Below are 23711 nucleotides of genomic sequence, written 5' to 3'. Positions count from 1 at the left end.
GGGTACAGAAATGCGCATCTCACGCAAAATGGAGCATGTACATTACGCGCTGGAGCTTGGTCAAACCCGTCAGCAAGGGCTGTCGGATATCAAGCTTGTGCATAACTGTCTTCCTGAGACATCGACGGATCATATTGCTTTAACAACAACAATCGGCGATCTCATTATGAGTTCGCCGATTTTAATTAATGCAATGACCGGCGGCGCTCAGGAGACAGAGAGCATTAATCGCGAGTTGGCCATACTCGCCAGGGAGAAAGGCATGCCTATGGCTGTAGGCTCCCAAATGTCAGCTATTAAGAATAGCGAAGTGGCAGCCAGCTATCAAATAGTGCGGCGCGAGAATCCAAACGGAATGATCTTCGCTAATTTGGGCAGTGAGGCCACAACAGAACAAGCGCTGCGAGCCATAGATATGATTGAAGCGAATGCGCTTCAAATTCATTTGAATGTCATGCAAGAGTTGATCATGCCAGAAGGTGATCGCAGCTTCGTAGGTATGCTCGGACGAATAGAGAGTATTGTTCGTAACGTTTCTGTTCCGGTTATCGTGAAAGAGGTAGGTTTTGGCATTTCACGTGATAACGCGAAGCAATTACGGGACATTGGTGTCCAAATTCTCGATGTGGGTGGCTCTGGCGGAACGAATTTTGCGGCGATTGAGAATGCAAGAAGACCGGCTGCTTTAGCTTGGCTAAATGATTGGGGAACACCGACAAGTATGACTTTGTTAGAGGTGCTTTCCGTCTATCCTTGGGGAACTGTCATTGCATCAGGCGGGATCACGAATGCATTGGAAGCAGCTAAAGCTCTTACCTTAGGTGCCTCAGCAGTTGGCATGGCGGGTGCATTTCTTAAAGTATTGCGTACAGACGGTGTAGAAGCCCTTCATGCTTATGCCGATGAACTTCACCAAGGACTTATCTTAATTATGACGGCGCTTGGCGCCAATTCCATTCAAGCTTTGACACAATGCCCAGTAGTAATCGTTGGGGACACCGCTGAATGGTGTCGTACACGAGGCATTGACTTAACTTCATATGCAGGGCGAAGCAATCCGAGTAAATAATCAAAATATTGCCATACTAAGGATCAGGCAGTTCTCCCTTACTTCATGAGGGGGAATCTGAAGATCCGTAAGCATTTCGATGTCGGTAGGTTGTCGTTGAATGCTACGCAGGCTAGGTGGTTTGATTATGAATGCCGGTTATCTCTCGCTAATTCTCCTTTGCATCACGTTGATTTTGCTCGCCAGCGGTTGGAAGGAGCTGTACATCAGAAGTATATCGCATAAGGGCATGCTTCTTTTTTTTGTCTCATGGCTTATAGGAACGCGAATTACCATAACCATACAAAATGTACATATTCAGCTTGTTTATGTCGTTGTACTTACGATTTCCTTCAGCATTCTTTATGTCACACAAGGCTTCATACATAAGCTTCATCTGCTATCTATTGGTCTTCTGATCGGTTCACTCCATTTTCTATTTCAACAACTTCTCGAGATGGATCCCATATTAATCATTCGAAACTCAGAATGGCAGACCGCATTGTTGCTTGCCATTGTTGCCGTTGTTGTGCAGCGCAACGCTTGGGAGCAGATTGCCGCGCTTTCGATTGGCTATCTGATTGGAGATATGTACCAAGCTGGAATCCATGAAGTGGATGGCTTTCATCAGCTTGGCATGGCGACTTTTCAAGATCAATGGTGGCTTTCTATCTTCACTGCGAGAACAATAACGATCATGGTCCAGGCTGCTTATAGCGGCTGTCGAAACGTCATAAGAAATTGGATCGGCCGTAGAGGGAGCAGATGGAAATAACGAAAACCTCATAATTCTAAGCGCTATTTTGGCGAAGTCTCAAAAGAGATTAGCCAAGGCGTCTCTTTTTTGTTATGATGTAAGTTGCGTAATTTTCCATGTCTAATCATGGAATTCGAAGGAGTGATGTAAATTGGCTAGACCCGTACTTGCAATTGTAGGCCGTCCGAATGTCGGCAAGTCCACCATTTTTAATCGAATCGTAGGCGATCGCATGGCGATTGTAGAAGATAAACCAGGAGTCACTCGGGATCGTTTATATGGTGTAGGTGAATGGCTGAATACTTCATTCAGCGTGATTGATACTGGTGGTATTGAAATTGATGGCGAAGATGCGATCCTGAAATCAGTTCGTGTACAAGCTGAGCTAGCGATCGAAGAAGCGGATGTCATCGTGTTCATGGTCGACGCGAAGGCGGGAGTAACTCCGTCGGATGAAGAAGTCGCACAGTTATTGTTCCGTTCCAAGAAGCCTGTTGTTCTTGCCGTGAACAAAGTCGACAATTTGGCGCGTCAAGATGATATTTATGAGTTCTATTCTCTTGGTTTCGGTGATCCAGTTGGGATTTCCGGCTCGCACGGGATTGGGATTGGTGATCTACTTGAGGTTGTGTGTAATTTATTCCCGGATAAATCAGATGATGAATACGGCGAGGAAGTTGTGAAGTTTGCATTGATTGGCCGCCCGAACGTAGGGAAATCGTCGATGACGAACGCGATTCTTGGCGAAGAGCGGGTTATCGTGAGCGACATTGCAGGAACAACGCGCGATGCGATCGATACTCCTTTTGAACGTGATGGACAGAAGTTCGTTATCATCGACACAGCAGGTATGCGTAAGCGTGGTAAAGTTTACGAGAATACAGAGAAATATAGTGTGATGCGTGCCATGAAAGCCATTGAGCGAGCAGATGTAGTATTGGTCGTTATTGATGGACAAGAAGGCATTATAGATCAAGACAAACACATTGCAGGTTATGCGCACGAAGCAGGAAAAGCGATTGTGATTGTCGTAAATAAATGGGACATCGTTGAGAAAGATGATAAAACGATGCAGCATTTCACGACCACGATCCGTGATCATTTCTTGTTCTTGAGTTACGCACCAATTGTGTTCGTATCCGCTAAAACGACTCAGCGTCTTCATAAATTGCTGCCTGTCATCGTTCAAGTAGCGGAGAATCATGCTCTGCGTGTTCAAACACATCTTCTCAATGACGTTGTTTCTGATGCTGTTGCCTATAATCCGCCACCAACGGATAAAGGGAAGCGTCTGCGGATTAACTATGTGACACAAGTGGCAGTTAAGCCGCCAGTCTTCGTTCTCTTCGTGAATGAGCCTGAGCTCATGCATTTCTCATATGAACGATATTTGGATAATAAAATCCGTGCTGCCTTTGGCTTTGAGGGAACGCCCATTCGCATCTTGAGCCGTAGGAAAACTTCGGACAAAGAATAGGAGATGTTGCACATTGCTTTCGATAATAACAATTGTATTGGGCTATTTACTAGGATCCATAAGCTTTAGTTATTTATTCGGAAAATGGATTAAGGGAATTGATATCCGCAAGCACGGCAGTGGGAACGCTGGGGCAACGAATACGCTCCGCGTACTGGGGAAGGGACCTGCGATCCTCGTCCTGCTGCTGGATGGCTTCAAAGGTGTCGCTGCGGTCTTACTAGGGGTTTGGGCTGCCCCTGGACCGGATGACATCTGGATCCGCGTTTTGTGTGGTTTAGCTGCGATTGTAGGGCATAACTGGCCTGTCTATTTTGGCTTTCGGGGTGGTAAAGGAATTGCGACTACCATTGGGGTCATGGCTACACTTTGCTTTCTTCCTACGTTGATTGCTGGATTAACAGCCATAGTCATCATTGCTGTCACACGATTTGTATCGCTAGGCTCCCTTATTCTTACAGCACTCTTACCTTTTCTTATTTGGGGGATGGACCGGCCATTACCAGTTTTGTGGATAAGTATCTTACTATGTGCTTTTGCTTTTTTACGTCATCGGACGAACATTGTGAAGCTTATTCAGGGGAAAGAAAACAAGCTGGGCCAGAAAAGAGCCTAACGAACGTGTTCTAAGAACATCTACGCATAGGAGGGGAAACCGTGACACAAAAAGTATCGGTCCTTGTAGCTGGAAGTTGGGGGACGGCACTCGCCTCAGTATTGGCGGATAATGGGAAAGAAGTACTTCTATGGTCTCGTAACGAAGAACAAGTGGTGGAAATCAATGAAAAGCACACGAATAGTCGGTTTCTCAAAGATATCTCGCTTTCTCCTTCGATCATAGCTACGAATTCCTTGCAGGATGCTGTGCAAGATGCGGATGCCATAATTATGGTTGTTCCATCTTCGGGCATGCGTGAGGTTGCTTCACGTATACGTCCCTTTTTGAAGAAGGATGCACTTGTCATACATGCAACCAAAGGCTTTGAGACAGGAACGCTGAAGCGTATGACAGAGGTACTGGCAGATGAACTGCCGGAGCTGGATCCGAAGCGATTTGTCGTCCTTTCAGGACCAAGTCACGCGGAAGAAGTCATTTGCAAAATGCCGACAACGGTCGTCGTTGCCGCTCAAGACTTGAAAGCTGCTGAGGCAGCTCAGGATTTGCTCATCACAAGCTATTTCCGTGTCTATACGAATCCGGATGTAATAGGTGTTGAGGTGGGTGGTGCACTGAAGAATATCATCGGTCTAGGTGCAGGTCTCACAGATGGCTTGAATTTTGGAGATAATGCGAAAGCGGCACTTGTGACAAGAGGGTTAGCAGAAATTACACGACTAGGTACTGCAATGGGGGCCAACCCACTTACCTTTGCTGGGCTAGCTGGAATCGGTGATTTGATTGCAACCTGTACGAGTCAACATAGCCGGAATTTTCGGGCAGGCTATCAATTAGCTAAAGGTATTCCTTTGGATGAGGTGCTAAAAGAGATGGGGATGGTTGTAGAAGGCGTGAAAACGACGAAAGCAGCCTATGACCTTTCGCGACAATACGATGTCACCATGCCGATAACGAATGAGTTACATAACGTTCTTTTCGAAGGTAAATCACCTCAGCTTGCAGTACGTGACTTGATGGGACGGGTTCGCACGCACGAAATGGAAGAATTACCGATGACACGATAACAAAAGGTTGGAGATAGCCTACACCAGATCTTCTCCGCATTCATACTATATCCTATCAGCAGTTCTTATCAGCTTAGGGTATAGGAGGCGTCACAATTGGCGAATAAAGATATTTCGAAAGACGTATTGAGTGTGGTCAAGAAGAAGACGGGCAAATCCGTTACATCTAAAGATATCGAAAAAATTGCAAGCGGTGTGAAACCTTCTACGATGCAGAATGAAGCACAATTAAGGGCTCTCATTAAGCAAGTTTCAGGTTTAGTGAACGTTAAGGTATCGGAAGAAACCATTAATGATATCGTTCAAGCCGTTAAAAGCAGTAAACTTGACACCAATAACATGCAAGAATTAATGAGCATGATGATGGGTAAGAAATAAGTGGCATGAAGGGGAGACGCCTCCCCTTTATGCTTTTTTTCTTGTTCTGTGCTATACTTACATGTGTTTCATTTTCACTGATTATTACATAAGGAGTTTATACGAATGTCACCTTTAGACAAAATGTGGGCCTCATTTGTAGCCATGGGACTGATGGTTGCTGCATCATTTTTAATCTCATATGCACGAACAAGAACGAACGGTTTATGGCGAGGTGTGCTATCTATTATCGCTTTTTTAATGTTTATCCCAATTTTACTTTTCATGCTATCTTCTTTGTTTTAACCGATCGGAGGGGAAATCATTATGTTAGAATTGAAAACACGTAAGACACAGCTACAAGTTACGCCGGAAACGGGATTAACTATTTTGGATCATGCTTTGAAAGCAGATGTGGATTGGGGATTTTCTTGCACGCGAGGGACCTGCGCAAGGTGTCGCTGCTATGTAGCTGAAGGCCGCGAGCTGCTTTCTGACGCATCAGAAGCGGAAGAAGATCGTTTGGAGCCTGAAGAGCTTGAACAGGGCTATCGACTCGCCTGTCAGTGCGTAGTGAAGCAAGCGGGTACGATCTCAGTTACGCATAAGCCTTATTTTTAAAATTTACTGCCTGAAAGGTGTGGGCATGATGAAACTGCTGGAGCCACTACTCCCGTCGATTTCGACTATTCATACACGATTACAGCAAGCTCATAATGTGCAATGGCTGATTGGCGGAAGCTGCGGTCTACTGTTACACAACGTTGATATAGGAAGAAGTCCAAGAGATTTGGATATTTATATAGATCTGAAGGATGTTCATGCGGTACATAGCTTGCTAAAGCGTTACGCGATCGATACGCCTGAATTTAGCGAAACGCCTATATATGCTTCGATGTTGAGTCATTATCGAATAGACGGTCACGTCATTGAGGTTGTTGGCGATTTTAAAGTAAAGGCATTGGGTTCCTTGTATCAGGTCGAGGTTGAGTACCTAAGAGAAAACTATTATTGTCCTGCTGCCGTTGATGAGCATGAGGTTCCGCTGATGCCGCTAGCCCATGAATTTCTCTTTAATGTTCTTCGCAACCGCCCTGATCGTTATGAACCAATTCTTAGAACGATGGAAGAGAAGCCTGACAGCCATATGCCCGCTTTAACGGATTTGATGAACCGGAATGACTGGGGTCATGAATTTCAAGTGAAGATGAAGGAATTGCTAGATTGGCGCCGATAAACAGACAAAGGTCCAATAAGAAGGTGACAATGATGAGTGTTTTTGAAGTGCATTTTTGGCCAGACGATAGAAGAATCAAAGTAAGAGCGGGCACAACCTTATTGGATGCAGGGAATAAAGCCAAGGTTCATATCCGTACACGTTGTGGTGCGAAGGCAGCCTGTTTAATGTGTAAAGTAAAGGTTAATGATCAAAGTGGTCTTGCGCCAATGAATACGAATGAACGCTTGAAATTGGGTTCTCTAGTAGACGAAGGGATTCGTCTTGCTTGTCAAGCGCGAGTAACCGGTGCCGTGCAGGTAAACATTCCCGAAGATCCGTTAAAGGCAGCAATTCGTGCTCAACTTGCCAGACAAGCTGAGGACGATGGTTCAATATAGACGAGATAGGATGGTTGAATTGTGATAATGAAACGAAGAGGATCCCAAGGTAGAAGCTTGCTTCTGGTGCTTATCTTGGTTATTTTGCTTACAGGCTGTGCGTACCCGCAAGAACTAAGAAAAGAAAATCAAATTAATCCTGCTGAATTTATTACCGTCGTTCAACAGGCTGTAGATACCTTCCATGATAAAACAGGCGTGCTTCCCATCAAAAATAGTGATATGACGACGCCTCTCTATGAGAAGTATGTGATCGATTTTCCTAAACTCAAAAAATCGAACCTGCTGAGCACTGTGCCCGCAAATGCTTTCGAGAGCGGCGGTGTGTTCATCTACGTACTTGTAGACGTAGAAACGAAGCCAGTGGTTAAGCTGATGGACCTATCCGCCCATCAAAGCGTAGAAGATGTACAGAAGAAAGTGAATGATTATATTGCGAAGCATGGAGGGAATATGCCTCAGGGGATTTCGCTGAATGACGCATTTGCTTATGTTGACTTCAAGGTACTTGGGATGAAAGAACCCGATATTAAATCTGTCTATAATCGTAAAAATGCCATTACGTATATCCTGAATAAGCAAACGGGAGAAGTCTCTATTGATTATGCGATGGATATTAACACGTTTATTCAGAACAACGCGTTAGTAAGCTCGATAAAGCCAAATCAAGATTTACGTCAGATTCTCGTAGATAAATCATATTTCGTACCGATTCGCAGCGTTTCATATACGTGGAAAGATAATCAACCTTTGCCTCAAATTCAGCCGTAAAGCAAACCTCTTACATCCCTGTAAGAGGTTTTTTTATCTTTATAGAATAAGCGCAACCGACTCATCATATATTCTTTCGAAAGCCGTATGTGCTTCATAAAATATGAGCGAAAAAAAGTTGGAACGCATCTATCATATTTCTATCGAAAGTACATATATTTTTACTAGTCCAAATGAATGTACGAGTAGTCAATTGTTACCGTCACTAGCGTCAGTTGACGACCAAACTGTAGGAGGGATTCTCTTGGAGAAAGTGGATATCTTTAAGGACATTGCAGAACGAACGGGAGGGGACATTTACCTGGGGGTTGTCGGCGCAGTCCGGACAGGGAAATCAACCTTTATTAAGCGTTTTGTGGAATCTGTAGTGCTTCCGAACATTCAAAGCGAAGCGGATAGGATCCGGGCTACCGATGAACTCCCGCAGAGCGCTGCTGGCCGCACGATTATGACAACGGAGCCGAAATTCGTACCGAATACGGCGGTTCAAATTTCTGTGGCCGAGGGGCTGAACGTTAACGTTCGCCTTGTTGATTGTGTTGGATATGCAGTCGATGGCGCCAAAGGCTATGAAGACGAGAACGGACCTCGGATGATCAATACGCCATGGTTCGATGAGCCAATTCCTTTCCAGGAAGCGGCTGAGATCGGAACACGGAAAGTCATTCAGGAGCATTCCACATTAGGTGTCGTTGTTACAACAGATGGCACGATTTCGGATATCCCTAGGTCTTCGTATGTGTTAGCTGAGGAAAGAGTAATTAATGAACTCAAAGAGGTCGGGAAACCGTTCATTGTAATCATTAACTCTCAGAAGCCTAACAGTGAGCCAGCACTTGAGCTGCGAAGCGAGCTGCAAAGCCGCTACGATGTTCCAGTCGTCACAATGAGTGTAGCTAGCGCAGGAGAAGAAGAAATGGTCTCCGTGCTTCGTGAAGTCCTGTATGAGTTCCCAGTTCATGAAGTAAATGTGAACTTGCCTAGCTGGGTTATGGTGCTGGATGAGAATCATTGGCTGCGTACACAGTTCGAAGCATCCGTTCGCGATACGGTACAGGATATCAGACGCTTACGTGATGTGGATCGTGTTGTAAGTCAATTTGCAGAATATGAGTTTATTGACAGGGCTGCCTTAGCAGGGCTGAGTATGGGGCAAGGCGTAGCAGAAATTGACTTGTTTGCTCCAGATGAGCTTTATGACCGGATTCTAGTTGAAGTCGTAGGCGTAGAGATTCGAGGAAAAGATCATCTCCTCCAACTCATGCAGGATTTCACGCATGCGAAACGGGAATATGATCAATTCGCTGAAGCGCTTGAAATGGTCAAAACAACCGGTTATGGGATAGCGCCTCCTACGTTAGCGGAGATGGCGTTAGATGAGCCTGAGTTAATCCGTCAAGGCTCCAGATTCGGTGTTCGTTTAAGAGCTACAGCGCCTTCCATCCATATGATCCGTGTAGATGTCGAATCCGAGTTCTCACCGATCATCGGCACAGAGAAGCAAAGTGAAGAGCTTGTCCGCTATCTGATGCAGGATTTCGAAGATAACCCGTTGAAGATATGGGAGTCCGATATTTTCGGAAGATCTTTACACTCCATTGTCCGTGAAGGCATTCAAGGTAAACTTGCCCAAATGCCAGACAATGCGCGGTATAAACTCCAGGAAACACTTGGACGTATTATCAATGAAGGTTCAGGTGGCTTGATCGCCATTATTTTGTAGGAAAATGTGGACAAAAAACACTCGAAAGAGTGTTTTTTGTCGTTTTCTAGCGGAAAGTCCCACATAAAATGGAAATAGATACTTGAAATTGCTCACCGAGTGTATTACTATGAATTTATTCGTCTGCTTTCAAAGTTCATTTTGCTTAGAGAATCAACGATTTTTCAGTAGTTTATGTATAATTTCTGGGAAAACGGTGAAAACAGGAAGTAACGGAAGTGAGAAATCTTGGGGGGAGGTGAATGGCATGAATAAATCTGAATTGATCAACAAGGTTGCGGAAACCTCTGAGCTTTCCAAGAAAGACGCAACGAAAGCAGTAGATGCTGTTTTTGATGCAATTTCTGAAGCATTGCAAGGTGGAGACAAAGTGCAATTGGTTGGATTTGGTAACTTCGAAGTTCGTGAACGTTCTGCTCGTAAAGGACGTAATCCACAGACTGGTGGAGAAATTGATATCCCAGCAAGCAAAATTCCAGCTTTCAAACCTGGTAAAGCGCTTAAAGATGGCATTCAATAATTTGTATTTATACATAGGATTGAACGTTACATAATTATAAAGCCGTGGCCGCGAATTGCGGGTAACGGCTTTATTTGTTTTGCCTTAAAATGGCTTTACAATTTGAAATTCTCCTACTATAATTACAAAAGTGAAAGCGTTCTTCTTGGCTGTAAACGGAGTATGGCGGGGTATGGCGCAGCTCGGTAGCGCGCACCCTTGGGGTGGGTGAGGTCGCACGTTCAAATCGTGTTACTCCGATTAAGATGAAGACATCGGCGTTCGATGTCTTTTTCTTTTGAAAAGAAAGTCTTTTCAATACGTGATAGTAGTTCATGGAAAACATAGGGGGTACAGGGTTGAAGAAGTTAAAGCTGAACGAGCTAGTGAAGTCACAAGATTGGACGATGTTTGGTATCATTGCTTCGATTTACTTGATCTGGCGGATTGGTACGGTTGGTAACTGGAGTAAAGAATGTTGGATATTGTTGCTTATCTGCTTATTAGGTGTTCGGAAGGATCAGATTGACGTAGATTGGAAACGCTTTTTTTTAATTGGAATTCCACTTTTGGGTATTTTTTATTATTTTTATGGGACAGGCAACGGATTTTGGTGGAAAATTGCAAACTGGATGTTTGAAAATAATCGCCACCCATGGCGCTGGGACAGCTATATGAACGCCATCCCGTTGAACACGGGAGGATGGGCTAGATGGATTGCAACACCTTTTCTGGATAGAGCCATGGTGTGGGTCTACAACTATGGTTTCGTACTATCGCTATGGATTTGTATTGTTAGAAGCTTCTGGACACGCAGCGTCAAAAAAATGTTATCATATGCGCTATCCGGGCATATGTTGCAATTTCCGCTCATTTTGCCTTTTTATAACCTCATCCTGCTTCATGAGGTTTGGTATGTAAATCAGCAACCCGACTTATTACATCGTACCTTTGCGGATGAGAATTCCTTACTCGTGGCAGTAATGAATTGTTTCCCTAGTATGCACACTTCCATTTCGTTTGCGATGCTTCTCCTTGCGTTGCGTGAAAAGGATCGCATATTCAAATACATGATGGTCACGTATTGCTCGGCGATTATTTTCTCAACCATGTATTTGCAAATTCATTGGGTGATCGATGTTTTCGCGGGTATGCTATTTGCCTATGGAACGGTTAAATTGACGGATCTGCTCATCCTCTTAGGCTCCACACATGCTTTGCCAGCGAAATTCAAACAATTTTACCGGAAACGCTCTAAATCAGCTTCTGCTGAATTATCCATCTAGCACAGTTGACTTCCGGTTACTTTTTTTGGCATCATTAGATGTAGGAATGAAGGTTAGGGAAGAGCGGAGGATGGATATGGAACAATCGAATAAATCGAATCAGTCAAATCAATCAAATCAATCGAACTCGAACGGTAACGAGTATTTCGTGATTAAAGCAAAAGACAATGGCGTTCATGTGATTGGATTGACACGTGGACAAGATACACGTTTTCATCATACAGAGAAGTTGGACAAGGGTGAAGTCATGATTGCTCAGTTTACAGAGCATACTTCCGCAGTTAAGGTTAGAGGCAAAGCTTTGATTATGACCAAGTTTGGCACGATCGATACAGAAGAATAATAGATAATTGACAAAAGCAGGCATAGCCTGCTTTTTTTCTATGTACAATGGTGTATAGGACTTGTTACATTGGATAACCTGTCGGTTATTTGGCTCCTGCATATGCTTAGGAGGTGTTGAATATGAAATGGTCAATGCGCATCGTGATCACGCTAGGTATTTCCGTGGTTGTTGCGATCAGTCTATCCATGCTGCCGAAGATGGATCTTTCATCAGGCTTAGGTTCCGCGTACACGTGGTCCAATAATCGCGGCGGCCAGCTTACGGAAAATAATTTGGCCGATCTCCTTGTACAAGTTCCACTTCAGCTGCGTATTCGGAAAGTGGAGCTAAGTGCTTCTCGATTGTCACTCGATTTGAGTTTGCCTAAAAATGCGGATTCCATTGTTGTATATCGTGATCTGTATACCATTGCACAGACAATGCTCGTTAAAACAAAAAATGTAGAACAAGTTTGGGTACGCATTATTGATTATTCAGGTGGAGTTGAACCAACTTCAACCCAAATGGTCCTCGCTATGGTAGCTCAGCGTGAATTTGGCAAGGATATGGAGAAGAAGTCAGGGGACCTTAGTTTGATTCAATTGGAACAGGAATTACAGAACCGCTTTCGAATTACCTATACCTCCAAATGGCAGCAAAAATATCCACTATAATTAATTGTGCTTCTATTAACGGGTTATGATATAATAATTTGGATTGAGACTTTGAACTTCAGAAATAGAGATTTGGCATACGGTTACGGAGGCTTTTGCATGAATTCTTATCGGATCCCTGAGATCGCTAAGCAATACACGGAGTATGATATGATCCAAATTCACACAGACTTGCCCGATTTTCCAGAGTTGCGCACACGTCTGTTGTTTGCATTCTTGAATGGAGATAATAACAAACTGAGTTCATTAAGTGAATTATTTACTTTAGCTACAGCGCTTGTGCAGTTAGGGCTCGATACCCATGATCTTGTGACAGTGTCCAATGAGGTCAAGGAGAAAAAGGCTTCAAGGTCAAGACAGCTAAAAGTGCTTGCAGGGGACTATTTTAGTGCTAGATTTTATCATCTCCTAGCTAAAATGGGACAGATCGATATGATTAAGCAGCTCTCGAATGCGATCTGTGAAGTAAATCGATTAAAAATGAGCAGCTATATGAAAATGAAACAGCTGAAACTGACGGCAGAAGATTACATTCACCACACGGTGGAAATCAAATCTCAGCTGTTTTTGTCTTTTTCAGAGGTCATGTCGGAGGCCAACAAACAAGCATGGCCTGATATTTTGAGAGGCTACGTGAGATGTGAACTTCTATTCGATGAAATCTTCCGCATGGAAACTATGGCAAATTTCAAAGGCAGCTGGGGATATTGGCATATTAACCAGAATGGCACGAGAGACGAGCGGAAGCAGTTACAAGCCGAAGAGCCGGATACAATGAAGTTTCGTACGCTTTTACATAAATACAACATCTCTTCGCAACTGTATCAGTTGCTTAACGATCAGACGAAGCAATTGCAGGATCGCATTAAAGAGCTTGAGTCGGATCAGCTACAAAGTGAACTCTTTCACATGGGAGAGCCCTTCTTAAGATTTACTGGGGTGCAGCCCAAAGTGTTAGAAGAAATTTAAGGGGACCTGGGCAATGAGTGTAAGCAAAACAGATGGTGAAAGCAAAAAAATGAAGAGCAAAGAAGAGTTTGTACATGGTGTTTTTGAAAGTATCGCACCAAAATATGACTTGATGAACAATATCATTAGTTTTAATCGGCATAAAGCATGGCGCAAATTTGCTATGAAGAAGATGAATGTGAAGCCAGGAGATACGGCTATTGACTTGTGCTGTGGTACTTGTGATTGGACGATTAGCCTCGCTCAAGCAAGTGGTACTGGTAAAATGGTCGGACTGGATTTCAGCCAGAATATGCTGGACTTCGGTGCGGAGAAAGTAAAACAATTGCGCTTAGATCAGCAGATCGAGCTTATACAAGGAAATGCGATGAGTCTTCCGTTTGACGACAATTCTTTTGACTTTGCCACAATCGGTTTTGCCCTGCGTAATGTTCCGGATCTCGAGCAGGTCATCCGAGAAATGCAACGTGTCGTTAAGCCCGGAGGACTAGTTGTGTCTTTAGAGCTATCTAAACCAACATGGCAGCCGTTTAAGTCCATATACTATGTGTATTTCCGTCATATCATGCCGTTCCTTGGGAAGTTAATCGTTAAGAAATATGAGCAATACAAGTGGTTACCGGAATCATTAATTACGTTTCCAGATCATAAGCAGCTTGCAGCTATATTCTCTAAAAATGGCTTAGAACACGTACAAGCCCACCCACTCTTTGGCGGGGTGGCGGCGTTGCATGTAGGGACTAAAGGTAAAACGAATTCAGGAGTGTAACTAGCATATGTTTACTAAACTAAAGATTTTTCTCGAAATGATTAAGTTCGAACACAGTGTGTTTGCACTGCCTTTTGCTTTCATGGGGGCCATTCTTGGCTCCGTTGTACTACAAGGGCATTTACCAAGCTGGGCACAGATCGGGTGGATCACCTTAGCTATGGTGGGGGCAAGAACTGCCGCGATGGCTTTGAATCGTGTTATTGATCAGGCAATTGACAAACGAAATCCACGTACAGTGAATCGGGCTATTCCAGCAGGACTGATTTCAATACCACAAGTTATTATCTATATCGTTATTTCTTTTGCTGTTCTTTTTTGGGCAACCTATCATCTAAGCACGCTGTCTATGAAGCTGCTGCCGGTAGCTGTCTTCTTTTTGGTGATTTACTCATATACCAAAAGATTTACATGGACATGCCATTTCGTGCTCGGCTTGACTTTGGGTCTTGCCCCGCTTGGCGGTTGGATTGCCGTAACAGGTCAATTCACATGGTCGTCCATCATCTTTTTCCTAACCGTTGCTTGTTGGAGTGCTGGCTTCGACCTCATCTATGCATGTCAGGATGCAGAATTTGACCGCAAAGAAGGGCTGCATTCCTTGCCAAGTCGATTTGGCATCAGAGCAGCCTTGCTTACAGCCAAGGTGCTTCATGTCTTAACAGCCATCGGTTTAGTGTCCCTATTCTTTATAACGCATCTTAGTTGGCTGTATCTGGTTGGGCTTGTTATTGCTTATATTTTGTTGTTTAAAGAGCATAGGCTCGTTACGCCACAGGATTTGTCCAAATTAAACACTGCTTTCTTCACGATGAATGGCGTATTAAGTTTGGTCATGTTTACTTTCACTTTACTTGATGTGATTGTGAGTAAGCATTCATGAGCATCGGGAACTGGGTCATTGGAATTACTGGCGCAAGTGGAGCGATTTATGGTGTGCGATTATGTGAAGTGCTGTTGGATCTTGGTTTAGATGTACATCTTATTATTACGGATGCTGGCTGGCGTGTGCTGCAGGATGAGCTGGACTGGAGCGTTACGAAACGTCAAGACGTTCTTGAAAAGCAGTTCGGGGGACGAGCAGGTACTTATGAATATCATCCTGTTGCGAATATAGGAGCGACTGTTGCTAGCGGCTCTTTTCGAACCAAGGGGATGGTTGTGATTCCATGCTCGATGGGCACGTTATCAGGCATCGCTCATGGTTCATCCGATAATTTACTTGAGCGTACCGCGGATGTCATGCTGAAAGAAGGAAGAAAATTAATTCTGGTACCAAGGGAAACACCCTTACATGCTATACATTTAGAAAATATGCTAACCCTAACAAGAATGGGTGTGCGAATGATACCGGCTATGCCAGCCTTCTATAATCGTCCGCGCTCAATCGATGAGATGGTTGATTTTTTGGTAGGTAAAGTGATGGACAGCATGGAGATTGAACATTCCTTGTACCGCAGATGGGGAGATATTGATGAGCAACCTAGACCCTAAAATCCGAATAGGTCGAATCAATTATACAAATGTGTGGCCGATCTATTATTATTTCCCAGAGCTGATGAATAGCTCTGACGTTGATATTATTGAACAAGTACCTACATCATTAAATCAAGCAATGGCTGACGGCCGTATTGACATGGGACCCATTTCTTCTTTTTCTTATGGTCAATTTTTTGAGGATTATATGCTTTTCCCGGATCTCTCTGTAAGCTCCTATGGTGAAGTCAATTCAATCCTTCTTTTCCATGACAAACCACTGCGTGAAATCGTTAACGGGAAGATAATCCTTCCAACAACGTCAGCAACTTCCGTTAATTTACTTAAAATCATTCTAGAGAAATTTTATAACGGTAAGCCAACCTACGAATATGCGAAGCCAAGCTTAGACCAAATGATGGAGGGAGCAGATGCTGCACTTCTCATTGGGGATGATGCCATTAAGGAAAGCTGGCGGAATCAAAAATATATGATTACAGACCTTGGTCAAGAGTGGGCCAAATGGACGGGGAAATGGATGTCATTCGCTGTTTGGGCTATCCGTAAAGAGACCATTCGTAACTATCCAGAACTCGTAGCTTCGATCTTTGAAGCATTTCAAGCGAGTAAAGAGAAAGCTCATCGAGATCCTCAGGACATGATTAAGGAGGCACAAGCTACCGTTGGTGGCACCTCTGATTATTGGAATCATTATTTTCATACTTTGTGTTATGATTTTGCAGCTGAACAATGGGAAGGACTTAATTCGTATTATCAGTACTGTTACGAGCTAGGTTTCTTGCCCAAACCAGTTCAAATAGGCATATGGAAAGAGAATAAAGTGGTACGGGTGACCGAATGAAAAACTTGATGGATATTTATTCGAGGAAAAGAAGAGATATTTCCGCGATTGAGAAAGAGCTTGAAGAAAGTGTAAATAACGACCATTCCTTACTAAGAGAAACCTCAATTCATCTACTGAAAGCTGGAGGGAAGCGGATCAGACCCGTGTTCGTTCTCCTATCAGGTGAATTTGGGAGCTATCAACTTCAAACGATGAAAAACGTAGCCGTGCCCTTGGAGCTAATTCACATGGCTTCTCTTGTTCATGATGATGTGATTGATGATGCCAACACGCGGCGTGGTCAACTGACGGTTCGATCGAAATGGGATAATCGCATTGCTATGTTTACAGGCGATTATATTTTTGCGAGAGCATTAGGTGTCATTACAAAGATTCCAAATCCGAGAGTTCATCAGATTATGTCAAAAGCAATTGTTGAAATGTCCATTGGCGAAATGGAACAAATTCGTTTCTTTTTTCACTCCGAACAAACGATCAGGGATTATTTATTGCGAATTCGGCGCAAAACCGCTCTTCTTATTGCGATCTCATGTCAATTGGGAGCGATGGCATCGGGTGCTCCTGATTGGGTGAGCACTAAATTGTATAATTTTGGCTATAATGTAGGTATGGCCTTCCAAATTAGAGACGACATTCTGGATTTAATAGGGACTGAAAAGCAAATCGGGAAACCACCTGGGAGTGATGTGAAGCAAGGGAATATTACCTTGCCAGTGTTGCTTTCCATGCAGGACCCTGTTTTAAAGCCTATGATATTGACAGAACTTGATCGAATACATAAACTGGATGGACAAACGGATGTTAGTCGATTCCTAGAAATGATACGAGGCAGCGCTGGCATCAAGGAAGCCGATCGCCTTTCTCAAGTTTATATTGATAAAGCGATTTCATCATTGGACTTACTGCCAGATATCCAAGCGAAGAAGGATCTCATTGAAATCGCTCATTTTATCGGGAATCGATCTTATTAACGAAATCGTTAAGTGGACGCTTACGAAGTCAGTTTTCTGACGAAAACTTTAAGGAGGTAGTCTTTCAATGGAAAAAACATTTCTCATGGTTAAACCAGATGGCGTACAACGGGGACTTGTCGGCGAGATTGTAAAACGGTTTGAACAGAAGGGTTTCCAATTGATTGGTAGCAAGCTGACGGTCATTTCTCGAGAGCAAGCCGAAAATCACTATGCAGAGCATAAAGGAAAAGATTTTTACGATAGACTCGTGAATTTCATTACATCGGGCCCCGTCTTTGCGATGGTATGGCATGGCGATCAAGTCATAGCTTTATCCCGAACCATGATTGGCAAAACGAATACACTTGAAGCCGCGCCAGGAACCATTCGCGGTGATTACGCCGTACATACGCATCTCAATCTCATTCATGGGTCCGATTCACCGGAAAGTGCTGAACGTGAAATTAGTAATTTCTTTCAGCCTAACGAAATTTTTGAGTATTCGAAAAACATTCAAGAATGGATTTAATCTGTTAAAGCAAAGAATCTGGTATCTGAAGGGATACAGGTTCTTTTTTTGTTGTTTTTTTGAAGGAATTTGGTAATTCCACACAGAATGTATCAGGGTAGAAAATGATCAAGGTGGGGTGGACAGCATGGAGGATCAAGATTTTTTGTTATTTATCAAAAAAATAAAGGAACATACGTCCATTGATCTTGCACTATACAAAGAAGCGCAAATGAAGAGACGATTAACTACCTTGCGAATGAAGCGGGGTTACAATACGTTTATTGCTTATTTCGATGCGATGATGAAGGATAAAGCACTATTTTATGAATTCTTAGATCGGATGACAATTAATGTTTCCGAGTTCTGGCGAAATCCGAACCGCTGGGAGCTCGTGGAACAGAAATTTATTCCTGAGATGTTAAAGCGCAATTCCAGGCTGAAAATTTGGAGTGCAGCTTGCTCCACAGGTGAAGAGCCGTATACGCTAGCGATGATTTTAGCTGAGCAAGGGGCACTTAATGAGACTAATTTACACGCGACAGATATTGATGATGGTGCGATAGAGAAAGCTCGTAAAGGCATGTATCTTGATCGTTCAGTGCGTGATGTGCCGGCTAATTATGTGAAGAAATATTTTAAACAAGACGGCGTTATGTATCATATTTCGGATGAACTCAAAAAATCGATTAAATTTCAAAAGCAAAATTTGCTTGTAGATACATTTGACAGCGGTTACGATCTTATAGTTTGCCGCAATGTAATCATCTATTTCACTGAGGAAGCGAAGCATCTGCTGTATCAGAAATTCGCCAAAGCCCTGAAGCCAGGCGGGCTGCTTTTCGTTGGCTCGACAGAGCAAATTTTCTCCCCTGGTCAATATGATCTAGAGGCGGCTGAAACGTTCTTTTATCGGAAAAAGGGTGTATAAGAACTTCCATATCTTCCAATACTAAGATGTAGCAATGCAAAGTGAGGTAAACGCCACGCTTTGAACAATGCATACACGCTTAGGGGGCTATCATGGACAAACGCAAGGTGATTACCGCTTATCGCAGGGGAATGATTTCCATTCAAGAATGTGCTCAAATTTTAGGAGTCGATTCCTCACAAATTACGGGTCTAATGAATGATCCTCAGCTTTGTGAGCCTCTGAGGGTCGTCCAGAAGCAGCCTATGCACGGGTAATTCTAGCTCCTATCTTGATGATGACACGCTTACGCAGCAGGGTTTGTCCCTGACCTGTTAAGCGTGTTTTTGCATTTGTGTTGTTGCCAAACCAGAGTAGCTATACTATAATGACAACAGATAATCGCGCGTCAAAGCGCTAAAGTGCTTGGTGCTGTCGAATGCAATCGAAAGGGCGCTAAGCAAGAATGCTCGGTTTTTCCATACTATATTATGTTTATATACGGAGTTCGATTTTCTTCGTAAAATTCTTAGGGGGTAAAGGATTGTGAGATATTTAACAGCAGGTGAAACGCATGGCCCGCAGCTCACTGCGATTATTGAAGGGTTCCCGAGTAATGTAAATCTTAACTTTGAAGACTTAAACCATCAATTACATAGACGTCAAAAAGGCTACGGTCGGGGTCGTCGGATGCAAATTGAGAAAGATACAGCGACCATCGCAGGCGGTGTGCGCCATGGTAAAACAACGGGTGCTCCAATTGCCTTAGTCGTCGTGAACAATGACTGGAAGCACTGGACCTCGGTAATGGGCATTGAGCCTGTAGAAGAAGATAATGAAGGCAAGCGCCGTGTGAACCGTCCTCGTCCTGGACATGCGGATTTAAATGGCGGACTTAAATATAATCAAAAAGATCTGCGTAACATTTTGGAGAGATCAAGTGCTCGTGAAACAACGATGCGTGTAGCTACTGGAGCTGTCGCACGTCAATTGCTAGCGGAGTTCGGTATCAAAGTAGCTGGACAAGTTATCCGAATTGGAGATGTCGAAGTAGAGCGTCAAGAGCTTCCTATTGATGAACTTATTCGTATTACGGAAGAATCACCAGTTCGTGTTGTTGATAAAGAAGCAGAAGCGAAAATGATCGCTGCAATCGACGCTGCCAAAGAAGATGGCGATACCTTGGGTGGTATCGTTGAGGTTATTATCGAGGGTGTACCAGTTGGTCTTGGTAGTCACGTTCAATGGGACCGTAAATTGGATGGTAAAATTGCACAAGCCGTGCTTTCCATTCAAGCGTTCAAAGGCGTTGAATTCGGGATCGGTTTTGAAGCGGCAGAGCGCAGAGGCTCTAATGTTCATGATGAAATCCTCTACACTGAGGAAGCTGGCTTTAGACGCAGAACGAATCGTGCAGGTGGATTTGAGGGCGGAATGACAACTGGCGAGCAAATCATTGTTCGTGGTGTCATGAAGCCAATCTCAACTTTGTACAAACCGCTGCAAAGCGTGGACATTGATACGAAGGAAGTATTTACAGCGCAGGTTGAGCGTTCCGACACTTGTGCGGTGCCAGCAGCAGGCGTGATCATGGAGAACGTGATTGCTTGGGAAGTGGCGAATGCTTTCTTAGATAAATTCGGTGGAGACTCCATTGAAGAAATTCGTGCGAACCTAGCGAATTTCCTCAAGCAAGTGGAGAACTACTAAGATGAGAGAACTTACCGTAGAGCTTGGAGAACGGTCTTATCCCATTTATATTGGCCAAGGCATTCTTACCAATATCTCGGCACTGTTCGATCGCGCGAAGCTCAGCCGCAAGTCGCCACTGCTTATCGTCACCGACGAATCGGTGGCGGCGCTGCACTTGGAGCGCGTCCTGACGCTGCTCCGTGATGGCGGCTTCGCCGCGACGGCCTGCGTCGTGCCCGCAGGCGAAACCTCCAAATCCCTCGCGCAGCTCGAGGGAATCGTAACCGCCGCCCTCCAGGCGGGCCTTGATCGCAATTCTGCGATCGTTGCCCTCGGAGGAGGCGTGGTCGGCGATCTCGCCGGCTTCGCGGCGGCGAGCTTCATGCGCGGGATCCGCTTCGTGCAGATCCCGACAACGATCCTTGCCCACGACAGCTCTGTCGGCGGCAAGGTAGCGGTTAATCACCCGATGGCGAAGAACATCATCGGGGCGTTTCACCAGCCGGAGCTAGTCCTCTTCGACATCGACTTGCTCTTGACATTGCCGGAGCGCGAAGTGAAGGCGGGCCTTTCCGAGGTCATCAAGCATGGCTTGATTTGGGATAAGGCTTTTACACAGTGGTGCGAGGAGAACGCAGCCAAGTTGTTAGCTTTAGATCCAGAAGCGTTAAGTTATGCGCTATACATAGGTTGTCAAGTGAAAGCGATTGTAGTATCGCAGGATGAGCGCGAGAATGATCTCCGTGCGATATTAAATCTGGGTCACACGATTGGTCATGCGCTAGAAGCCGTAGCTGGCTACGGCGAACTGCTGCACGGTGAGGCTATTGCCATTGGTATGGTCGGGGCCGCGAAGCTTGCTCAGCAGTTTGGGTATAGTGAAGACATTCATACCGTTACCAAAGGCTTGTTCGTGAAATATGGCTTGCCAGTGAGCATCCCGACACATTTGGATACGGATCGCATTATGAGTGCCATGATGCATGATAAGAAGTTCAAAGAAGGCACGATGGTGTATATCATCCCGACCGAAATTGGCAAAGTCGAGATCCGTAAGGATGTAACGGCACAGCAAGTCAGACAAATTGTTGACCTTCTAAAAGGGGAGAAATAACCGATGTACTTAAGGGGAATTCGAGGAGCAACAACGGTTGAACAGAACAATGCAGAAGAAATTTTAGCGGCTACTTGCGAGCTCCTGCAAGCAATTGTAGATGCGAATGATTTCCGTCCAGAAGATATTGGATCGGTTTTCATTACGGTAACCGAAGATATTACGGCAACGTTTCCGGCAAGAGCGATTCGTACACTGGTTGGCTGGGAGCTTGTTCCATTGATGTGTTCTTTGGAAGTACCGGTTGAGAATGCATTGCCGAAGTGTATTCGTTTGATGGTACAGGTCAACACGACCAAAACCCAAGCAGAGATTAACCATGTGTATTTGAAAGAAGCCAAAGCACTTCGTCCTGATATTGTTAAATTGACAAATGAAGCTACCCGGTAGTATAGTGAAATTAGATGAGTTTAGGTTAGTAGAGCAGAGTTTAGTCGAGTAGAGCAGAGCCCAGTTGAGATGAGAAAAAGTTGAAGAGCTGTCGTGTGAGGATGAGATCGTTCCCATAGGGGATCGTCTATTTACTCATACCTAGCTATCATTTTCTTTTTTTCACATTCATCCTGATCGTCTACTGAAACTAAAGTCAACCTCTACCCTAGGTAGAGGTTTTTTTGTATTCGAATAGAGTTTTGAGCGCCGCCGCTGCGAGCAGCTCACAAGCTGAGAGGGGATGTTTCCATGTATACACCTGAATTGCAAGAAGTCATTCGTTTGTCCAAAGATTATAATCTAATCCCAGTGGTGCGTCATTTACTAGCTGATACCGAGACGCCAATCCGTGTATTCCAACATTTATATCAAGAGCCCCGTGCATTTCTATTAGAAAGCGTAGAGGGAGGAGTGAAATGGGCCCGTTATTCCTTCATCGGCAGCGATCCTTTCTTGATGATCAAGGCGAAACATGGAAAAACAGTGGTTGAAACTGGGTCCGAGAATAAAATCACGGATGAGAAGCCGATCGAAGTGTTGAAAGACTACCTGCGTTCCTACTCCAGCCCTCAGCTTGCGGATCTCCCGCGCTTTACTGGCGGTGCTGTTGGATTTTTCGGATATGATTTATTGCAATACTATGAGAAGCTGCCGGCTCATCAGATTGATGATTTACAAATGAACGATATTCAATTCATGTTCTGTGATCAGGTTATCGTGTTTGATCATTTCAAACAGCAAATTAAAGTGATCGCGAACATACATGTTCCCCAATTTGCAACGGATGCGGACATTGCGAAAGCTTACCAAGCAACCTGTGAGAAGATCGATGCTACGATTGAGAAAATCAAGCGACCGCTTGGATCCGATACGATGACGCATAATCCGATCGTGTCAGAACCAGATTTGGGTGAAATCCGCTCAAATATTACAAAAGAGAAGTACATCGCCAATGTCAACAAAGCGAAGGAATACATTCGCGCCGGCGATATTTTCCAAGTCGTGCTTTCTCAGCGTTTTGAAATGGAAACAACGGTTTCTCCGTTACAGGTCTATCGCGTACTGCGTACGATGAATCCTTCTCCTTATATGTATGTGCTGAAAATGGATGATGAGGTTATCGTGGGCACGTCTCCTGAGCTGCTAGTACGTGTTGAGGAAGAAAAAGTAGAAACGCGGCCGATTGCTGGCACAAGACCTAGAGGGAAAACGCCTGAGGAAGACCATGCACTTGAGCTCGAGTTGCTTGCCGATGAGAAAGAGCGTGCAGAGCATCTGATGCTAGTTGATCTTGGACGCAATGATATCGGGCGAGTTTCAGAATTCGGTACAGTCAAATGTGATACCTTTATGGATATTGAACGCTATTCGCACGTCATGCACATTGTTTCAAACGTGTCAGGTAAAATTGCCAAGGATAAAGATTTCTTTGATGCTTTTCTTTCCTGTATGCCTGCAGGCACGGTGTCTGGAGCACCGAAGCTGAGAGCGATGGAGATTATTGCTGAACTGGAACCAGAGTCACGCGGTTCTTATGCGGGAGCTATCGGTTATCTTGGATTTTCCGGGAATTTGGACACTTGTATTACAATCCGCACGATTGTTTTCAAAAGAGGTAAGGCCTATGTGCAAGCGGGAGCAGGAATCGTTTGGGATTCTGTGCCTGAGAGTGAATATCAAGAAACCGTGAATAAAGCGACGGCTTTGCTGAAATCAATTCGTATGGCTGAAGCCATGTTCAGTCCTGAGCCTAGACCTGTTAGCGATATTAACAAAGATTATTTTGTTAACTCATAGAAGGAAGGG

29 protein-coding genes and 1 tRNA gene are annotated in these 23711 nt (G+C 44.2%); all 30 read left to right on the top strand.

The annotated features are described in order from the left end of the window. Positions 1-10: 10 nt before the first annotated feature. Positions 11-1069 (top strand): type 2 isopentenyl-diphosphate Delta-isomerase, encoded by a 1059-nt coding sequence (gene fni / locus AC58QC_RS13635; RefSeq protein ID WP_497415685.1) that lies wholly within the window; start codon positions 11-13, stop codon positions 1067-1069. Between the two features lie 127 nt (positions 1070-1196). Further along, positions 1197-1823, top strand: coding sequence for a YphA family membrane protein (locus AC58QC_RS13630; RefSeq protein ID WP_497415684.1), 627 nt, complete (start codon positions 1197-1199; stop codon positions 1821-1823). Between the two features lie 133 nt (positions 1824-1956). Beyond that, complete coding sequence (gene der, locus AC58QC_RS13625; RefSeq protein ID WP_497415683.1) at positions 1957-3282, top strand: ribosome biogenesis GTPase Der; 1326 nt, start codon at positions 1957-1959, stop codon at positions 3280-3282. A gap of 13 nt (positions 3283-3295) precedes the next feature. Further along, complete coding sequence (gene plsY, locus AC58QC_RS13620; protein ID WP_497415682.1) at positions 3296-3898, top strand: glycerol-3-phosphate 1-O-acyltransferase PlsY; 603 nt, start codon at positions 3296-3298, stop codon at positions 3896-3898. A gap of 41 nt (positions 3899-3939) precedes the next feature. After that, positions 3940-4965, top strand: coding sequence for an NAD(P)H-dependent glycerol-3-phosphate dehydrogenase (locus AC58QC_RS13615; protein WP_497415681.1), 1026 nt, complete (start codon positions 3940-3942; stop codon positions 4963-4965). A 96-nt stretch (positions 4966-5061) separates the two neighbouring features. Further along, on the top strand, positions 5062-5343 hold the full coding sequence (locus AC58QC_RS13610) for a stage VI sporulation protein F (protein ID WP_497415680.1): 282 nt from the start codon (positions 5062-5064) through the stop codon (positions 5341-5343). A 105-nt stretch (positions 5344-5448) separates the two neighbouring features. Then, positions 5449-5628, top strand: coding sequence for a DUF2768 family protein (locus tag AC58QC_RS13605; RefSeq protein WP_497415679.1), 180 nt, complete (start codon positions 5449-5451; stop codon positions 5626-5628). Between the two features lie 21 nt (positions 5629-5649). Beyond that, positions 5650-5943: a 2Fe-2S iron-sulfur cluster-binding protein gene (locus AC58QC_RS13600; protein WP_497415678.1), complete on the top strand. Its 294-nt coding sequence runs from the start codon at positions 5650-5652 to the stop codon at positions 5941-5943. 25 nt (positions 5944-5968) lie between these two features. Next, the gene (locus tag AC58QC_RS13595; RefSeq protein ID WP_497415677.1) at positions 5969-6559 is read left to right on the top strand and encodes a nucleotidyltransferase domain-containing protein; all 591 of its coding nucleotides are present in this window, start codon (positions 5969-5971) and stop codon (positions 6557-6559) included. Positions 6560-6591: 32 nt separating this feature from the next. Continuing rightward, the gene (locus AC58QC_RS13590; protein ID WP_497415676.1) at positions 6592-6939 is read left to right on the top strand and encodes a 2Fe-2S iron-sulfur cluster-binding protein; all 348 of its coding nucleotides are present in this window, start codon (positions 6592-6594) and stop codon (positions 6937-6939) included. Between the two features lie 27 nt (positions 6940-6966). Then, positions 6967-7710: a YphF family lipoprotein gene (locus AC58QC_RS13585; protein WP_497415864.1), complete on the top strand. Its 744-nt coding sequence runs from the start codon at positions 6967-6969 to the stop codon at positions 7708-7710. Between the two features lie 244 nt (positions 7711-7954). Beyond that, positions 7955-9433, top strand: a complete 1479-nt coding sequence (spoIVA, locus tag AC58QC_RS13580) for a stage IV sporulation protein A (protein ID WP_028554281.1) — start codon at positions 7955-7957, stop codon at positions 9431-9433. Positions 9434-9680: 247 nt separating this feature from the next. Next, the gene (locus tag AC58QC_RS13575) at positions 9681-9953 is read left to right on the top strand and encodes an HU family DNA-binding protein (protein ID WP_056614405.1); all 273 of its coding nucleotides are present in this window, start codon (positions 9681-9683) and stop codon (positions 9951-9953) included. Between the two features lie 166 nt (positions 9954-10119). Further along, a tRNA-Pro gene (locus tag AC58QC_RS13570) sits at positions 10120-10193 on the top strand. A 98-nt stretch (positions 10194-10291) separates the two neighbouring features. After that, positions 10292-11218 carry a phosphatase PAP2 family protein gene (locus AC58QC_RS13565; protein WP_497415675.1) on the top strand — a complete coding sequence of 309 codons (927 nt, stop codon included), beginning with the start codon at positions 10292-10294 and terminating at the stop codon, positions 11216-11218. A gap of 76 nt (positions 11219-11294) precedes the next feature. Then, complete coding sequence (gene mtrB, locus AC58QC_RS13560; RefSeq protein ID WP_497415674.1) at positions 11295-11561, top strand: trp RNA-binding attenuation protein MtrB; 267 nt, start codon at positions 11295-11297, stop codon at positions 11559-11561. A 122-nt stretch (positions 11562-11683) separates the two neighbouring features. After that, positions 11684-12217 carry a hypothetical protein gene (locus AC58QC_RS13555; RefSeq protein WP_497415673.1) on the top strand — a complete coding sequence of 178 codons (534 nt, stop codon included), beginning with the start codon at positions 11684-11686 and terminating at the stop codon, positions 12215-12217. Positions 12218-12316: 99 nt separating this feature from the next. Next, positions 12317-13186 (top strand): heptaprenyl diphosphate synthase component 1, encoded by an 870-nt coding sequence (locus tag AC58QC_RS13550; RefSeq protein ID WP_497415672.1) that lies wholly within the window; start codon positions 12317-12319, stop codon positions 13184-13186. Positions 13187-13199: 13 nt separating this feature from the next. Then, positions 13200-13955: a demethylmenaquinone methyltransferase gene (locus tag AC58QC_RS13545; RefSeq protein WP_497415671.1), complete on the top strand. Its 756-nt coding sequence runs from the start codon at positions 13200-13202 to the stop codon at positions 13953-13955. Between the two features lie 7 nt (positions 13956-13962). Then, on the top strand, positions 13963-14838 hold the full coding sequence (locus AC58QC_RS13540; protein WP_497415670.1) for a UbiA-like polyprenyltransferase: 876 nt from the start codon (positions 13963-13965) through the stop codon (positions 14836-14838). Further along, complete coding sequence (locus AC58QC_RS13535) at positions 14835-15449, top strand: UbiX family flavin prenyltransferase (RefSeq protein WP_497415669.1); 615 nt, start codon at positions 14835-14837, stop codon at positions 15447-15449. The genes AC58QC_RS13540 and AC58QC_RS13535 overlap by 4 nt, the downstream gene beginning before the upstream one ends. After that, the gene (locus tag AC58QC_RS13530) at positions 15430-16293 is read left to right on the top strand and encodes a menaquinone biosynthetic enzyme MqnA/MqnD family protein (RefSeq protein WP_497415668.1); all 864 of its coding nucleotides are present in this window, start codon (positions 15430-15432) and stop codon (positions 16291-16293) included. Before AC58QC_RS13535 ends, AC58QC_RS13530 begins: the two co-directional genes overlap by 20 nt. Continuing rightward, positions 16290-17267 carry a polyprenyl synthetase family protein gene (locus AC58QC_RS13525; RefSeq protein ID WP_497415667.1) on the top strand — a complete coding sequence of 326 codons (978 nt, stop codon included), beginning with the start codon at positions 16290-16292 and terminating at the stop codon, positions 17265-17267. Before AC58QC_RS13530 ends, AC58QC_RS13525 begins: the two co-directional genes overlap by 4 nt. A 67-nt stretch (positions 17268-17334) precedes the next feature. Continuing rightward, positions 17335-17778: a nucleoside-diphosphate kinase gene (ndk, locus tag AC58QC_RS13520; protein WP_497415666.1), complete on the top strand. Its 444-nt coding sequence runs from the start codon at positions 17335-17337 to the stop codon at positions 17776-17778. Positions 17779-17905: 127 nt separating this feature from the next. Continuing rightward, complete coding sequence (locus AC58QC_RS13515) at positions 17906-18688, top strand: CheR family methyltransferase (RefSeq protein WP_497415665.1); 783 nt, start codon at positions 17906-17908, stop codon at positions 18686-18688. Between the two features lie 92 nt (positions 18689-18780). Continuing rightward, entirely contained in the window at positions 18781-18945 is a 165-nt protein-coding gene (locus tag AC58QC_RS13510; RefSeq protein ID WP_497256844.1) for a hypothetical protein, read from the top strand. 268 nt (positions 18946-19213) lie between these two features. Then, positions 19214-20377, top strand: a complete 1164-nt coding sequence (aroC, locus tag AC58QC_RS13505) for a chorismate synthase (RefSeq protein WP_497415664.1) — start codon at positions 19214-19216, stop codon at positions 20375-20377. 1 nt (position 20378) lies between these two features. Further along, the gene (gene aroB, locus AC58QC_RS13500) at positions 20379-21473 is read left to right on the top strand and encodes a 3-dehydroquinate synthase (protein ID WP_497415663.1); all 1095 of its coding nucleotides are present in this window, start codon (positions 20379-20381) and stop codon (positions 21471-21473) included. A 3-nt stretch (positions 21474-21476) separates the two neighbouring features. After that, positions 21477-21863, top strand: a complete 387-nt coding sequence (gene aroH, locus AC58QC_RS13495) for a chorismate mutase (RefSeq protein WP_497415662.1) — start codon at positions 21477-21479, stop codon at positions 21861-21863. A 291-nt stretch (positions 21864-22154) separates the two neighbouring features. Continuing rightward, positions 22155-23702 (top strand): anthranilate synthase component I, encoded by a 1548-nt coding sequence (trpE, locus tag AC58QC_RS13490; protein ID WP_497415661.1) that lies wholly within the window; start codon positions 22155-22157, stop codon positions 23700-23702. Positions 23703-23711: the final 9 nt, after the last annotated feature.

Source organism: Paenibacillus sp. J22P51 (assembly GCF_059692215.1).
Note: the sequence above shows the minus strand (reverse complement) of the source record. Positions and strands in the feature narration are given on the sequence as shown.